A 14,557-nucleotide genomic window follows, 5' to 3' on the forward strand; every position below is an offset into this window, starting at 1 on the left:
TATAACAATGATTCGCGTGTTTATTAGGGTATCAAGTGGGAAATATCTAAGCTCATAAGTCGCTTAAACCCATTCAGTGTCACATCATATAAGCTTGTCCGTGAAAACTTAAATTCCTTTAAGTCATATCCATAGTAAAACAAGGCATAAATTTTCATAACGAAACTTAGGTAGCCTATGCATATCCGATTTAACGCACTATTTTTGTTCAATGATTATTCATTAAGGTTTAAGCAATGACATCTACTACTTCAAGTCCAGTTCAATCCAATCTTGTTGCCCCGCACGGTAGCGCCACCCTTAAGCCGTTATTATTAACAGGTGCTGCACGCGAGCAAGCTCTAAAACTTGCCAGCACTTTGCCACAAATTACCTTGAGCTCACGTGAGCGCGGTGATCTAATTATGCTAGGTATTGGTGGTTTTACCCCACTCAATGGCTTTATGAATAAAGCCGATTGGCAAGGGGTGGTTGATGATATGCGTCTGCAAACAGGCAACAATGCTGGCTTGTTTTGGCCAATCCCGATTACTTTATCAGCACCAAAGGCAACGGCTGATAGTTTAAATAGTGGCGATAAAGTCGCTTTGGTTGCGGAAAACGGAGAAATCATGGGTGTTTTAACAGTGGAGGAAACGTACACCATTGATAAAGCGCATGAGTGTCAGCAAGTTTTTACCACCACTGATAGCGAGCATCCAGGCGTACAACAAGTACTGAGCCAAGATGACGTCAATATCGCAGGCTCGGTCGAAGTATTAAGCGAAGGCGAGTTCCCAACGCTATATCCTGATACCTATAAAACCCCTGAGCAAACTCGTCAAATATTGATCGACAAAGGCTGGAAAACCGTTGCCGCTTTTCAGACGCGTAACCCAATGCATCGCTCGCATGAGTATCTAGCCAAGATCGCTATTGAAATATGTGATGGCGTACTCGTGCATTCACTACTTGGCGCGCTAAAACCTGGCGATATCCCAGCCGAAGTCCGTCAAGATGCAATTAAGACTTTGATCGATAATTACTTTAAGCCTGACACTGTGATTCAAGCCGGTTATCCGCTAGATATGCGTTATGCGGGGCCTCGTGAAGCGCTACTGCATGCACTATTCCGTCAAAACTATGGCTGTAGTCATCTGATCGTTGGTCGTGACCATGCTGGCGTCGGTGATTATTATGGTGCCTTTGATGCGCAGACTATCTTTGAGAAAATAGAAAAAGATGATCTACTAACTCAGCCGCTCAAGATTGATTGGACGTTCTGGTGCAACGCTTGTGGCGCAATGGCATCTAGCAAAACCTGTCCGCATGATGCCAGCCAGCACGTCAAAGTATCAGGGACTAAGTTGCGTAAGGCGCTGTCAGAGGATGAGGAAGTGCCAGATAACTTTAGCCGTCCAGAAGTGTTAGAGATATTGCGTCGCTATTACGCCAATATCGCCAAGGAAGAGCGCGAAGAGGTGAAATTAACAGGTGCTTCAGCGGTTTAGAACTGCCTAATTAATCGCTTAATAAAAAAGGTGTCAGACATAATGTTTGACACCTTTTTGTTTTGCAAATTTAGTGATTAATGGACTTAGCTAAGCTCTAAGTGACCAGCAAGCTTTCGATAATCACCCGCCAGCGTAGCACCGCCTGAGCAGAATGCGTTAAGCGCGTACTTATCCTGTGCATCAATGGTCAGCTTACCGTCTTTAAATTGCAAAAATGTGGCGCTATCATTGGCTACGGTTTTAAAAATAACCCCATGTGCCTTATCTTGACCAACTAGCGTCGCGGTACCGTCAAAGCTGCAAGTTGGTTTTTTGATATCACTACGCGAGCGCACTTTTATATCTATGCTTTGATTATCAATGGCTCTTATTATTACACCTGTCCAATCATAGCCTTGCGCGCGCTTATTATAATCTTCAGTTGCATAATCACCGTTTACCATTTGCATAGCTGGCGAGAGATCGGCTTGTATTTTAGTAGCAGGCTGCATGACTGTATTTGGAATAACGGTAGCTGGAGCGCTAGGATTTTGCACATTTGGCGATACGTTATTGCAACCCGTCAAAGCAGTAAAAGCAGTCGCCAAAATTAGCAAACTAGTAGATAAGCGTGTCGGTAAATTTAGAATCATGCGAAGATCTCACCAAATAAAGTGTGTTTAGCTAATAGAGGGCAATAGTCAAATTCTTTTAAGCGAGCACATTATGCCACATTAGCAAAAAACAGTCTTAATAATTAGCTTAGCAAAGCTTAATACTTATTTTATTAAAGAATGGCTCTTAGAGTCTAAATACTATATGACAACCCTTATGCCAAATTAATAGTTTAATAGCCTTATTTGGCACTAAGAGGGCTGTAGATAAGCTGCTAGCATAGCGCTAATTACTCTCAATCTGGCAGAAATTCCACATGCAAACCAACTCTTTTTCTTTGCCGTATAAGCTGCTGTTAACCAGCGCACTTGCAACGACCCTGTTAGTGACAGGCTGCAATCAAACCCAATCTGATGTTAACGGCACCGATGATCAGGCGACTCAAGATATTGAGTTACTCAATGTCTCTTATGATGTATCACGCGACTTTTATAAAGAATACAATCCTTTATTCATCAAAGATTATAAAAGCAAAAATCCAGCTATTGAGTTAGCTATTAATCAATCTCATGGTGGATCGAGCAGACAAGCTTTGTCTGTCGCTAATGGTTTGCAGGCTGATGTCGTCACCTTAAATCAAGCGAGTGATATGAATTTGTTGGTTGAAAAGGGTTTAGTAAGTGCTAATTGGCAACAAGCATTGCCTAATAACGCCATACCTTACACCAGTACGATGGTGTTATTGGTGCGTACGGGTAACCCCAAAAATATTAGTGATTGGCAAGATTTGGCTCGTAATGATATCAAAGTGGTTATGCCTAACCCAAAGATCAGCGGTACCGCGCGCTATGCGTTTTTAGGCGCTTATGGTTACGGCTTACAACACTTTAAAGAAACCACTCAGAACCCCGCCCAAACCAACAGCTACATGAAAAATTTATTAGCAAACGTGGTGACTTACGATAATGGTGCGCGTGCAGCGACGACTAGCTTTACTCAACGTGGCCTCGGTGATGTGCTGATAACCACTGAAAACGAGGCGCATTTGGCTGCTAGCAAGCACGCTAAAGGCAAAGTGGAGATTATCTATCCTAGCTATTCAATAAAAATCAATAATCCTGTAGCTGTTAATAAAGTAGTCACAGATAAAAAAGGCAACACTGAGGCGGCTAATGACTATCTAAAGGGGCTATGGGACAAGCCTGCTCAAGAGCTGATGGCAAAGATGTACTTACGTCCTAGTGATAGTCAAATCCTAGCGGCCCATCAAGATGTTTTGCCGCCCATTAAAACTTTTGAACCTGTAGCCGTATTTGGCTCATGGCAGCAAATTATGGCTGAATTTTTTGTTGATGGTCGCGTATTTGATCAATTGGCTACTATTAAACAGTAATGAGTGATTAAGTGGTCGCAAGTTCTAAATAACTGATAGTGCTACTATTTGTCAAATGAGACGCTGTGACTCATTTTTTATCAACAGTCTTTAATTCGTATTATTCCATTTTGGCACAAACATACACATATTCGTCATTAAAGATAATAAGCTGACGCTGTTAGCATGGCTGCATTCAGTAATAAACATCAGCTCATAACCAAACTAACTATTACCTTTGAGGCATTTATGAAATCTTACGCAGCAAGCTCTTTATTCGGTAAATCAAAAAACAGTAAGGCACTGAGTGCACTGAGCATCGCGGGTGTTGCTATGACTTTAGGGCTAACAGCCTGTAGCAGCAATGACACCGCAGAGACGACTAACGCGGATGGCACAGTAGCCGAAAACATCGAGCTACTCAACGTCTCCTACGATGTCGCTCGTGACTTTTATAAAGGCTATAACCCATTATTTATTGAGCAGTACAAAGCGGACAATCCTGGTGCCAACATCTCAGTCAACCAGTCTCATGGTGGCTCAAGCAAACAAGCGTCGTCAGTGGCTAGCGGTCTGCAAGCGGATGTCGCGACCATGAATCAAGGCTCTGATATTGAGCTTCTTGAAAACGCAGGTTTGGTCGCCAGCGATTGGGAAGGGCAGTTCCCTGACAATGCCGTACCTTTTACCAGCACTATTGTGTTCTTAGTGCGTAAAGATAATCCAAAAAACATCAAGGACTGGGAAGATTTGACCCAGTCTGGGCTTGAGATTGTCATGGCCAATCCAAAAGTGACGGGTAATGGTCGCTATGCATTCTTAGGTGCTTATGGCTATGGACTACATGCTTTTGATAATGATGAATCAAAAGCTAAAGGCTATGTCAAAGACATGCTCAAAAACGTTAAAGTTTATGAGAATGGCGGCCGTGCAGCGACAACTACCTTTGTGCAACGCGGTATCGGCGATGTGCTCGTGACTTTTGAGAATGAAGCTAATCTAGCCGCTACTGATTTTGGTAAAGGGGAAGTCGATATTGTCTATCCTAAGTACTCTATTAAATCAGAAAGCCCAGTCGCTATTGTCAATACAGTGACCGATAAAAAAGGCACCACTGCCGCTGCCAAAGCTTATCTTGATTACCTATGGAGCGAGCCTGCCCAGCAACTAGCCGCTGATCTGTATTTACGCCCTAGTGTTAAAAGCGTGCTAGATAAAAACAGCGATAAACTGCCAGAGATTGAGACTTTCCGTCCTAATGATGCGTTTGGGTCTTGGGATGAAATCATGGGTACCTTCTTTAGTGACAATGGGGTGTTCGATCAGTTATCGATTAACGCGCCACAGTAGCATTGTTAAGCTGTAACATCGTTCAATAGTAGCGCTAACTATATTTGCAAAATGTATTTGCAACAACCAATCAAGTAGTGCTTTAAAAAGGACATGGCCACTTGTGCTATGTCCTTCTACTTTTTACCTCATGACTTAACTAAATAATAAAAATTAAGATTTGATTAGGCCTTAAGCAACAGGACACTATTATATGAGTGCTGCAACTTCTCCTTCTAATAAACCCAATAATAAAAAGGGCTGGCTGATGCGTATGCGTCAGCGCAATGTGCTACCAGGGTTTGGGCTGAGTATGGGCATTACCGTCTTTAGCTTATCGCTCTTGGTGGTGCTACCGTTTGCGATGATGGCTTATACGAGTACCCAGTTGGGGTGGATTGGGTTTTGGGAGGTGATCAGTCAGCCCCGTGTCGCCGCTGCTATTAAGCTGAGCTTATGGATGTCGTTTTTGGCGATGCTTACCAATTTGGTATTTGGTACGCTCGTGGCATGGGTACTCGTGCGCTATGAGTTTTGGGGTAAATCCTTGATTAACGCGCTAGTTGATTTACCCTTTGCCTTGCCAACCGCAGTGACGGGTATTTCACTGGCCACGCTCTATGCACCAAACGGCTTGATTGGGCAATATTTTGATAAGTTCGATATTCAGGTGGCTTTTACACCAATAGGAATTTGGCTGGCCTTAGTAGTGGTGAGCTTTCCGTTTATTGTTCGTGCCGTGCAGCCCGTACTCGCTGAGCTATCGGTCGAGTTTGAAGAGGCCGCAGCCGTTTTGGGCGCTAATCGCTTGACGACTTTTACTAAGGTAATTATGCCTGAGCTGCTCCCTGCGATGCTCATGGGTGCTGGTATGATGTTTGCGCGCGCCACTGGCGAGTATGGCTCGGTGATTTTTATCGCGGGCAACATTCCTATGGAGACTGAGATTTTACCTATTATCATTATGAGTAAGCTTGAGCAGCTCAACCCTCAAGGCGGCTTTGATGTACAAGGCGCTTCAGCGGTAGCACTATTTATGCTGATGATCTCTTTTGTTATTTTGTTAACCATTAATATTGTACAGTGGAAACTGTCGCGCCGCGTAGGAGCTCGCTGATATGCAAATAGCCAATAGCTACGACTACCAAAGCAATCCTGCGACTAAGGATACCCCTTGGATTAGGCGCGTGTTCATTACCATTGCCGTATTATTCATGGTCATTATGCTAGTTGTTCCACTGCTAGCCGTATTCTATGAAGCTTTTAAGGATGGCTGGCAGTTATATATCGCCTCTTTAGTTGATCCTGAAGCGCTACAAGCTATCAAGTTAACCTTATTGACCGCAGGTATTGTACTGCCGATCAATATGGTGATGGGTATTGCTATCGCTTGGCTAGTGACTCGCTATCAGTTTAAAGGCAAGCAGTTGGTCACGACCTTACTTGACTTACCTTTCTCAGTATCACCCGTCGTTGCAGGCTTAATGTTTGTCTTATTATTTGGTCTTAATTCTACGGTCGGCGGCTGGTTTGAGAGTATGGGCTTTCAGATTATCTATGCCGTGCCAGGTATTATATTAGCGACGCTTTTTGTCACCTTTCCGTTTGTGGCGCGTGAGCTGATACCTTTGATGCAGACTCAAGGTGATTCAGAGGAGCAGGCGGCATTGACGCTTGGCGCAAGCGGCTGGCAGACCTTTTGGCATATCACTTTGCCTAATATTAAATGGGCGTTGCTATATGGTTTGATATTAACCAATGCTCGCGCTATGGGTGAGTTCGGCGCGGTCAGCGTAGTATCCGGTCATATTCGCGGCGAGACTAATACCATGCCGCTACTGGTTGAGGTCGCTTATAATGATTATAACTTTACCGCCGCCTTTGCTTTATCGAGCATATTGGCAGCGCTAGCTTTAGTGACTTTGCTTATACAACAACTTATGACTAAATGGCAAGAGCGCAAGTTTGCCAAATCTGAGCGCCTAGTGAGTGCCCCTGAGCTGCCCGTTAGTGCCAATGCGACTGTTGATAAAACCGATAACAACATTAGGTTTGATAAATAGCTAGGCTTGACAAATAGATAGTCAAATAGACCATAGACAAAAAGACATAATAAGAGACGTTACTATGAGTATTGAAATTCGAGAAGTTAACAAGAGCTTTGGTGACTTCAACGCGCTAAATAATATAAATATCACCGTACCTACGGGTAAGCTGACGACTCTGCTTGGACCATCAGGCTGTGGTAAGACAACCCTTTTACGTATTATTGCAGGGCTTGAGTACGCCGATTCTGGGCAGGTGCTCTTTGATGAGCTGGATGTGACCAATACACCAGTACAAAAACGCAATATCGGCTTTATGTTTCAGCATTATGCGCTGTTTCGTCATAAAAACATCGCCGATAACATCGCGTTTGGACTGACACTTTTACCCAAAAGCGAGCGCCCAAGTAAGGCGGATATCAATAAGCGCGTCGATGAATTGTTAGAGCTGGTACAACTGCCGCAGATTGCTAACGCTTACCCGCATCAGCTCTCCGGTGGTCAGCGTCAGCGCATTGCTCTAGCACGGGCGTTAGCAGTAAAACCCAAGCTGTTACTACTCGATGAGCCGTTTGGAGCACTCGATGCCAAGGTACGTAAAGAGCTGCGTACTTGGCTCAAAAACATTCACCATGAGCTGGGCATCACCAGCATCATGGTGACACATGATCAAGAAGAGGCGCGAGCGATATCAGATGAGATTGTGGTGATGAACCATGGTCGCGTTGAGCAAGTCGGCACCTCAGAGCAGCTGATTCATCATCCTGCGAATAGATTTGTTAGCGACTTTTTGGATATTGTTTAAATTTTTAGGTTCTTAAAACTATTATCTATGACCATTGATCTGACATAACAAAACCCCTATAGGCCAGCTAGCGTATAGGGGTTTTGTTATGCACAAAGGCAGATAATATATTACAGTTAAAGTAGAGAAAAACTAACGTACGTTGTCCTTTTGCTCTACCAAAGTACTATACGTCGTCTGTAATATATCCTGACACCAAAGCGGAAGATCATCCGCCATTTCATACCACATCCAAGTTCCATCGCGCACCGCCTTTAATATACCCAATTTTTTTAGGTGATTCAAATGACGAGATATAGTCGGTTGTGGTTGCTCAAGTATCTCAACAAGCTCGCCTACGCAGCGAGCTTCTTTTTGAAACAAAATTTGAAATAGCTTTAATCGTGTAGGGTCAGACAGCACTTTGAACAACTCAACGGGTTGAATAATAAAGCTATTGTCAGACATAAACTATCTCCATATATCATAATAATTATTGATGTGCTTCTAACTAATCACCTATAAGTTATTGAAATACCTGAATAAGTATTCACTGCTAGGTAGTAAACGTGTCAGTAGCGTGTGCAATATAACAAATTATGATAATAAAAACATTTTAATCTAATGAAACAATGACAGTTGTTACTGTTTAACATCAAAACACTACCTTTTGTCATTTAACCGAAAGCCGTAACTATACTTGAGTTACCGATTATTCAATATTGTATTATGTATGGTTCATATCTTAATAGGAGTAGAGTCATCTCAATGTCACTAAGTAATTAAATAGCTAAACCAAGTAGGTAGATAATCAAAGATAAAAGTTGTAAAAGTTATTGTAAATGCTAATAATTATCGTTATTATAACAACGTAATAAATGTCTTAGCACAAACGAGCTTTTTAAAGCTAAAGGCGCGGTCATTGTCTAAGATTCGATATTTTGTAAAACGATAGTTGCTATATAGCAGGAGCAAGTCTATGTATGTCTGTATCTGTAATGATGTAAAAGAAAAGCAAATTCAAGCGGCCATTGCCTCGGGCATTGATACGCTTAGTGGCTTAAAAGATACGTTAAATGTAGCAACCTGTTGTGGTTGTTGTGAGCCTATGGTCAATGACTACTTAGATGAGTATCATGCAAAACTCGACGTACTCGCTTACGCGGTTTAGCTATCGCTATGTGTATTACTATTTATTTGCGTTACTGTTATAAATGTTTTGTGCGTTTATAGATGACTAGTTATCCCCCTTTATTAGCCGTTCATACTCATTTAGAGTAGGGCGGTTTTTTTTATGATGTATATTTTTTGCTTATCTATACCGCTTTTTTTTGGACTATTGTCTTTGAAATAATTTTGATTAATTGTAATTCTCAACTAATATCTCATTGCCAGTTAGCAACCGTTACAAGCCCATGGCTGGCGTGTGCTACACTAGCTATGCAAAATTATGTTTTTTATTTAGTTACAGTCATTATATTAATAAATATAGCTGATTTGTCGGCTAGGGAGTGCAGATTATGATAGGCAGCCAAAAAGTTATCGATTATTTAAACTTTTTAGTAGGGGGCGAGCTGGCCGCTCGTGACCAGTATTTTATCCACTCTGAGATGTATGCTGAATGGCATTATGGCAAACTATATGAGCGTATCCATCATGAGATGGAGGATGAAACCTTACATGCTCAGGCTATTATCCGCCGTATCTTGATGCTGAGCGGCACGCCGAATATGAAAGTGAATGGCATTCACATTGGTAAAACTGTCCCAGAGATGCTTCAGCTCGATCTTGATCTTGAGTATGAGGTCCAGCAGCACCTAAAGGACGGTATTGCTCTATGTGAAGAGGAGCATGACTATGTTACTCGTGAGATGCTCGTGGTGCAATTGCGAGATACGGAAGAGGATCACGCCCATTGGCTTGAGCAGCAGTTGCGTCTTATCGATATGATTGGCTTGCCAAGATATCTACAAAGCCAAATGGCTGAAGTACCGCCTAATCTTGAGCCATAAGTTTAGAGAGTAGCTCACCGTTAGATATTATAAGATACGCCAAAAGCTACCGCGTTGACCTATTATATTTATAGGTAGCTACAGCTGGATTAGAATAAAATTATAAGAGGCAATAACTATGAAAGGTGATAGAGAAGTTATTCAGGCACTCAATAAAGTGTTAGGTCAGTCACTAATTGCGATTAATCAATACTTTTTGCATGCTCGTATTGCACGCCATTGGGGACTTGAAAAGTTAAATGATAATTTTTATAAGCAGTCGATTGCTGAGATGAAATGGTCGGATGACTTAATCGGACGTGTATTACTGCTGGGTGGACTGCCTAACTTGCAAGAATTAGGTAAGATGTTTATCGCAGAAGATGTGGCTGAAATGATCGATTGTAACTTACGCTTAGAGAAGCAAAAGTTCGACATCATTACTGATGCTATCGCGCTGTGTGAGCAGCATAAAGACTATGTGTCACGTGCGCTGCTTGTTAAGCTCAAAGATGGTAATGAAGAGTACGATGATTGGCTCGATACCCAACGAGATCTCATCGAAGATTTAGGGATACAGAACTATATCCAAGCGCAGATGGATGATGATGCGTCTTAATAAATAAACCCTAGATAATTTAAAGTTATTCTCAACATTAAAAAGCCAACACAGGTGTCAAATCTGATGTTGGCTTTTTAATGTCTAATGGAAGTCAATTTACTATTAATATAAGCCGCGACCATCTTCGGGTTTTAAACGTAAAAAGTACAATCCCGATAAAATAGTGAGAATACCTAATAACCAGTAGGTCGTCTGAAAGGCCGCTAAGTTATCAAGTCCAAAGCGCTCGCGTAATAAGTTGAGCATCGCTGCACCAAAAGCAATACCAAAGCTGATAGCTAATTGTTGATTTACCGCCATAAGGCTATTGCCGCTACTGGTCTGAGCCCCTTGCAGATCACCGATAGTAATCGTGTTCATCGCGCTAAACTGTAGCGAGTTACAAGCGCCCATTATAGTCAAAAGCGGTATAAACCATAGCCACTGCGCGGCATCATTGAATTGTGCCAGCAGGATAATGAGTATACCCAATAATAAAGTGTTATAGACCAGTACCTTGCGATAGCTATAGCGCTGAATCAGCTTACTGACAAAAGGTTTGACACCTATTGCACCAACAGCAATAGGCGCAAGTAGCCAGCCTGCTTGTGATGGCGAATATTCAAATACCACCTGTAGCAACAGCGGTAGCAAAAACGGCACAGCACTGATGCCAAGACGGGTAAATAAGTTACCGGTAATACCGATGCGAAAGGTACGAATGTTAAAAAGACTGAGCGGAAATAGCGGCGCTTGTCGTCGCCTCGCATGCCAGATATAGGCTCCTAGCAGCGTTGAGGCTATTACAGCTAAGAGCAAGCCATACATGGCACGCCCAGGTTGCGCACCAAATTCAACGGCAAGCGTAAAGCCGCAAGCGGCGGCTGCAAACAATAAGAACCCTGTCCAGTCCAGTCGTTTGGTATCTTCAAAGATAGCAGGAACTAATCTTTTGGCGACGACAAAACCAAAAATACCCATCGGTATATTAATCAAAAATATCCAATGCCAGCTGGCATATTGTACCAAATAGCCACCGAGCAGTGGGCCAACCAAAGGTGCAATAAGGGCTGGAATCACCGCAAAATTCATCACCGTTAATAGCTGATTGCGTGGATAGGACTTGACCAAAATTAGGCGAGCAACAGGCGTCATCATAGCGCCACCAATAGCTTGCACGATACGCGAACCTACTAGTAAATCTAACGTTGGCGAGGCGGCGCACAGCAGTGAGCCGATACAGAAGATGACAATCGCACTCAAAAACACCCGACGGGTACCGTATTTGTCTGCCAAAAACCCACTAATAGGAATAAAGATTGCCAAGGTTAGCGCATAGCTAATAACAGCCCACTGCATCTTGAGTGGCGACTCCCCTAAGGCTTGCGCCATCTGCGGCAAGGAGGTATTTAAGATAGTGGCATCCAAAATCTGCATAAATAGCGCTACTGCTAACACGTACGGCAGGTATTTGGTTTGGGTTGCGCTTAGCGTTACCATAGAGCTTTTACCATGAGAGCCTTGAACATAAATTTTAGCCTATCGTTTTGATTTGTATAACTACTGATTCATACAGCTACTGATATTGATGCGCTTAGTATAAGAACAACCTCAAGATAATAAAAGAGAAACCCTATGATAAGCAGTGATGAGTACAGATTAATAAGCGATACATTGATTACACGAAACCGCTTTATCAAGCTGGCGTGCTCTCGCTATAGTGTAGGCACCGAAAATCAAACCAATAACTGAACGATTAACAATAGGATGCTTTATGACGGCTAACAAAGATCAGACACCAAGTAATGAGTATACACCTCCTAAGATTTGGACTAACGACAAAGAGAACGGAGGAAAGTTTGCAAGCACTAATAGCCCGACGGCAGGCACGCGCCATGAGCAAACGCTACCCGTAGGCGATGCGCCACTACAACTGTATTCGCTCAACACGCCTAATGGCGTCAAAGTCAATATTTTGTTAGAAGAGTTGAGCGAGCTGGGTATAAAAGCGGCCGCTTATGATGCCTATAAGATAGACATCTCTGAGGGTGATCAGTTTGGCTCTGACTTTGTCGCTATCAACCCTAACTCAAAGATTCCCGCCTTGGTTGATTATTCTAATAAGAATGAGCCGATACAACTGTTTGAGTCAGGGTCTATTCTATTATATTTAGCCGAGAAGTTCGAAAAGTTTATACCAATGCAGCAAGGGTCTAAACGCGCCAATTGTCTATCTTGGCTAATGTGGCAGATGGGTAGCGCGCCTTATCTAGGGGGTGGCTTTGGTCACTTTTATGCTTATGCGCCAGAGCCTATGGAGTATCCAATTAACCGCTTTACTATGGAGACCAAACGGCAAATGGATGTTCTCAATAAGCATCTAGAGCACACTACCTATATGTGCGGCGATACTGAAGCGGACTACACTATTGCCGATATTATTATTTGGGCATGGTACGGTCAGCTAGCGCTAGGTAAGCTATATGACGCTGGCGAGTTCTTGCAAGTTGACAGTTATCAGCACTTGCAACGCTGGGCAAAACTGATAGCCAAGCGTCCCGCAGTACAGCGAGCAGTAGACTTAGAGCTGAAACCTATCAGCTAATAGATAGCAGTCCTAATAAATAAGGTTTAAATGAATAATCAAGCCAATAGAAAAAAATCTGTTGGCTTTTTCTATTGGCTTATTGGTAGTAACTAACGGATGAATAGACAATATGTGGTTATAAGTGGGATTTACTAAAGCATTTACAAAATGATACTTTGATATAATAGGTAGAAACATTACTAGTTTATGCTATTAAGGCTGATATTTACGGGCTAGTAATTGCATAATTACGGCTCTGCATAGCACTTAATAGGCAATAAAGTGAGTACTAACTATGAGTAAATCATTTCAATCTATCTCAGCACCCTTATTTGCAAAAATTAAAAGTAGTGGCATGACACGCGCTAAAAAATTCGATATAAGTTCACCTAAAATGAAAAATAATTTGAAATTTGATAATACAAAAAGTAAGTTTTTAGGCTCATCTATCGCATTCATAAGTGCGATAGCCATAAGTCCAGCTAGCTATGCCGCTAGTCCTGTTGAATATACTAACAAGGATTGGCAAGTGGTTTGTGATAATACTCGTACTTGTCGTATGGCAGGGTATCAAGCTGATATTAACAGCGACTTTGCCGCATCAATATTATTAACTCGCCCAGCAGGTGCTAATGCTGAGGTGACAGGCGAGATTAAGCTCGGTGGTGATAATAAAGGCTCCAATAAAGCCTTGCTAGAATTGGGTAATCGCCATCGCGTGGCGCTGTTTATCAATGGTAAGGATCTAGGCGAGACCAGCTCCTCATCGCTAGGGGCAGGTTATGCCAAGCTTAGCAGTACACAAGTGAGTGCATTACTAGCATCGCTGACCAAATCCAGCAATATTGAGCTGGTCGTACGTAACTCACGCTGGCAAGTGTCTGATAAAGGGGCTACCGCGGTCATGCTAAAAGCTGACGTGGCGCAAGGGCGAGTTGGCACAGCCAGCGCTTTAATCAAAGCTAATGCTAATAACTCGAACAACGATGTACTTGCTCCTAAAGAGCTACCACAACTGCGCCTAGTAATGCCTGAGCAGGTCGCTAATGTTAATAGTAATAAAGGCTTTAGCCTAAAATCCTCACAGCTTAGCGCTATGATGCAAAGCACGGTAGGTGACTCTACTAGCGAGTGTCCAAAGCTTGCAAACAAGACTCCATGGAAAGTCAACCGTCTCAATAGTACGCAGCTCTTGGCACAGCATAGTTGCTGGTCTGGTGCTTATAATAGCGGTGAGGGTATGTGGGTTATCAACGATCGCGCTCCCTTTGATCCTAAGCTGGTCACTACGAGCGCCACTAGTTACGATAGAGGCGTTATCAGCTCTACTCAAAAGGAGCGAGGTATTGGCGATTGTACAGCGACCACTGAGTGGGTCTGGACAGGCAAAAGCTTTGATAAGAGTTATTCGGGGACGACGGGGCTGTGTCGCTCGGTCGCGGATGGCGGTGCATGGAAGCTCCCTACTTATGTGACAGATGTAAAACGCTAATAGCTATAAAAATCGCCGATAGCCCTTGTTAAATTTTTCGCTAAAAATACATCCATCAGGCAAAACAGAGCTTAGTTTATCGTTATTCTAAAAATAAATAATATTATTATAATTGTTGTGCTATAATACGTCGCCACGTTAGCAAAGCTTACGTGAATTATGAGATTGATAACATCGCCTGCGATTTTGAGCCTAGGATGGCTGAGAGTAATTGTTGCCGATGATTTTGTGTACTTAAATAACTCATTATTGAATAACTAAAATAGTGT

14 protein-coding genes are annotated in these 14,557 nt (G+C 42.7%); 11 read left to right on the forward strand and 3 right to left on the reverse strand.

The window, feature by feature from the left end; all coding sequences use genetic code 11:
• The first annotated feature begins 236 nt into the window (after nucleotides 1–236).
• Nucleotides 237–1,490, forward strand: a complete 1,254-nt coding sequence (gene sat, locus Q9G97_RS06575) for a sulfate adenylyltransferase (protein WP_305900219.1) — start codon at nucleotides 237–239, stop codon at nucleotides 1,488–1,490.
• Between the two features lie 86 nt (nucleotides 1,491–1,576).
• Here the strand turns inward: sat and Q9G97_RS06580 are convergent, their stop codons facing one another.
• Nucleotides 1,577–2,125 carry a hypothetical protein gene (locus Q9G97_RS06580; protein ID WP_305900220.1) on the reverse strand — a complete coding sequence of 183 codons (549 nt, stop codon included), beginning with the start codon at nucleotides 2,123–2,125 and terminating at the stop codon, nucleotides 1,577–1,579.
• Between the two features lie 278 nt (nucleotides 2,126–2,403).
• Between Q9G97_RS06580 and Q9G97_RS06585 the strand changes: the two genes are divergently transcribed.
• From Q9G97_RS06585 to Q9G97_RS06605, 5 genes are all read left to right on the forward strand, one after another.
• Nucleotides 2,404–3,480 (forward strand): sulfate ABC transporter substrate-binding protein, encoded by a 1,077-nt coding sequence (locus Q9G97_RS06585; RefSeq protein WP_305900221.1) that lies wholly within the window; start codon nucleotides 2,404–2,406, stop codon nucleotides 3,478–3,480.
• A 228-nt stretch (nucleotides 3,481–3,708) separates the two neighbouring features.
• Nucleotides 3,709–4,809, forward strand: coding sequence for a sulfate ABC transporter substrate-binding protein (locus Q9G97_RS06590; protein WP_305900222.1), 1,101 nt, complete (start codon nucleotides 3,709–3,711; stop codon nucleotides 4,807–4,809).
• Between the two features lie 193 nt (nucleotides 4,810–5,002).
• Complete coding sequence (cysT, locus tag Q9G97_RS06595) at nucleotides 5,003–5,905, forward strand: sulfate ABC transporter permease subunit CysT (RefSeq protein WP_201573366.1); 903 nt, start codon at nucleotides 5,003–5,005, stop codon at nucleotides 5,903–5,905.
• Between the two features lies 1 nt (nucleotide 5,906).
• A complete protein-coding gene (gene cysW, locus Q9G97_RS06600; protein WP_305900223.1) occupies nucleotides 5,907–6,851 on the forward strand; it encodes a sulfate ABC transporter permease subunit CysW in 945 nt (314 codons plus the stop codon).
• Between the two features lie 64 nt (nucleotides 6,852–6,915).
• Nucleotides 6,916–7,638: a sulfate ABC transporter ATP-binding protein gene (locus Q9G97_RS06605; protein WP_201573368.1), complete on the forward strand. Its 723-nt coding sequence runs from the start codon at nucleotides 6,916–6,918 to the stop codon at nucleotides 7,636–7,638.
• Between the two features lie 132 nt (nucleotides 7,639–7,770).
• Here Q9G97_RS06605 and Q9G97_RS06610 read toward each other — a convergent pair whose 3' ends face one another.
• The gene (locus Q9G97_RS06610; protein ID WP_201573369.1) at nucleotides 7,771–8,085 is read right to left on the reverse strand and encodes a helix-turn-helix transcriptional regulator; all 315 of its coding nucleotides are present in this window, start codon (nucleotides 8,083–8,085) and stop codon (nucleotides 7,771–7,773) included.
• Nucleotides 8,086–8,596: 511 nt separating this feature from the next.
• On the opposite strand from Q9G97_RS06610, the gene Q9G97_RS06615 reads away from it, so the two are divergent.
• From Q9G97_RS06615 to bfr (Q9G97_RS06625), 3 genes are all read left to right on the forward strand, one after another.
• A complete protein-coding gene (locus Q9G97_RS06615) occupies nucleotides 8,597–8,788 on the forward strand; it encodes a bacterioferritin-associated ferredoxin (RefSeq protein WP_201573370.1) in 192 nt (63 codons plus the stop codon).
• A gap of 349 nt (nucleotides 8,789–9,137) precedes the next feature.
• Nucleotides 9,138–9,629, forward strand: a complete 492-nt coding sequence (bfr, locus tag Q9G97_RS06620) for a bacterioferritin (protein ID WP_201573371.1) — start codon at nucleotides 9,138–9,140, stop codon at nucleotides 9,627–9,629.
• Nucleotides 9,630–9,747: 118 nt separating this feature from the next.
• Nucleotides 9,748–10,227, forward strand: coding sequence for a bacterioferritin (gene bfr, locus Q9G97_RS06625; protein ID WP_305900224.1), 480 nt, complete (start codon nucleotides 9,748–9,750; stop codon nucleotides 10,225–10,227).
• 105 nt (nucleotides 10,228–10,332) lie between these two features.
• Here bfr (Q9G97_RS06625) and Q9G97_RS06630 read toward each other — a convergent pair whose 3' ends face one another.
• Nucleotides 10,333–11,709 carry a DHA2 family efflux MFS transporter permease subunit gene (locus Q9G97_RS06630; RefSeq protein WP_305900225.1) on the reverse strand — a complete coding sequence of 459 codons (1,377 nt, stop codon included), beginning with the start codon at nucleotides 11,707–11,709 and terminating at the stop codon, nucleotides 10,333–10,335.
• Between the two features lie 274 nt (nucleotides 11,710–11,983).
• On the opposite strand from Q9G97_RS06630, the gene yghU reads away from it, so the two are divergent.
• Both yghU and Q9G97_RS06640 read left to right on the forward strand, forming a co-directional pair.
• On the forward strand, nucleotides 11,984–12,814 hold the full coding sequence (gene yghU / locus Q9G97_RS06635) for a glutathione-dependent disulfide-bond oxidoreductase (protein WP_201573377.1): 831 nt from the start codon (nucleotides 11,984–11,986) through the stop codon (nucleotides 12,812–12,814).
• Nucleotides 12,815–13,091: 277 nt separating this feature from the next.
• Entirely contained in the window at nucleotides 13,092–14,288 is a 1,197-nt protein-coding gene (locus Q9G97_RS06640) for a DUF1176 domain-containing protein (protein WP_305900226.1), read from the forward strand.
• The last annotated feature ends 269 nt before the right edge of the window (nucleotides 14,289–14,557 follow it).

The organism is Psychrobacter sp. M13 (genome assembly GCF_030718935.1).
GTDB lineage: Bacteria > Pseudomonadota > Gammaproteobacteria > Pseudomonadales > Moraxellaceae > Psychrobacter > Psychrobacter immobilis_G.

Coding starts and splice junctions, on each gene's coding strand:
- sat (WP_305900219.1), top strand. CDS start 237: ATGACATCTACTACTTCAAGTCCAGTTCAATCCAATCTTGTTGCCCCG.
- Q9G97_RS06580 (WP_305900220.1), bottom strand. CDS start 2,125: ATGATTCTAAATTTACCGACACGCTTATCTACTAGTTTGCTAATTTTG.
- Q9G97_RS06585 (WP_305900221.1), top strand. CDS start 2,404: ATGCAAACCAACTCTTTTTCTTTGCCGTATAAGCTGCTGTTAACCAGC.
- Q9G97_RS06590 (WP_305900222.1), top strand. CDS start 3,709: ATGAAATCTTACGCAGCAAGCTCTTTATTCGGTAAATCAAAAAACAGT.
- cysT (WP_201573366.1), top strand. CDS start 5,003: ATGAGTGCTGCAACTTCTCCTTCTAATAAACCCAATAATAAAAAGGGC.
- cysW (WP_305900223.1), top strand. CDS start 5,907: ATGCAAATAGCCAATAGCTACGACTACCAAAGCAATCCTGCGACTAAG.
- Q9G97_RS06605 (WP_201573368.1), top strand. CDS start 6,916: ATGAGTATTGAAATTCGAGAAGTTAACAAGAGCTTTGGTGACTTCAAC.
- Q9G97_RS06610 (WP_201573369.1), bottom strand. CDS start 8,085: ATGTCTGACAATAGCTTTATTATTCAACCCGTTGAGTTGTTCAAAGTG.
- Q9G97_RS06615 (WP_201573370.1), top strand. CDS start 8,597: ATGTATGTCTGTATCTGTAATGATGTAAAAGAAAAGCAAATTCAAGCG.
- bfr (WP_201573371.1), top strand. CDS start 9,138: ATGATAGGCAGCCAAAAAGTTATCGATTATTTAAACTTTTTAGTAGGG.
- bfr (WP_305900224.1), top strand. CDS start 9,748: ATGAAAGGTGATAGAGAAGTTATTCAGGCACTCAATAAAGTGTTAGGT.
- Q9G97_RS06630 (WP_305900225.1), bottom strand. CDS start 11,709: ATGGTAACGCTAAGCGCAACCCAAACCAAATACCTGCCGTACGTGTTA.
- yghU (WP_201573377.1), top strand. CDS start 11,984: ATGACGGCTAACAAAGATCAGACACCAAGTAATGAGTATACACCTCCT.
- Q9G97_RS06640 (WP_305900226.1), top strand. CDS start 13,092: ATGAGTAAATCATTTCAATCTATCTCAGCACCCTTATTTGCAAAAATT.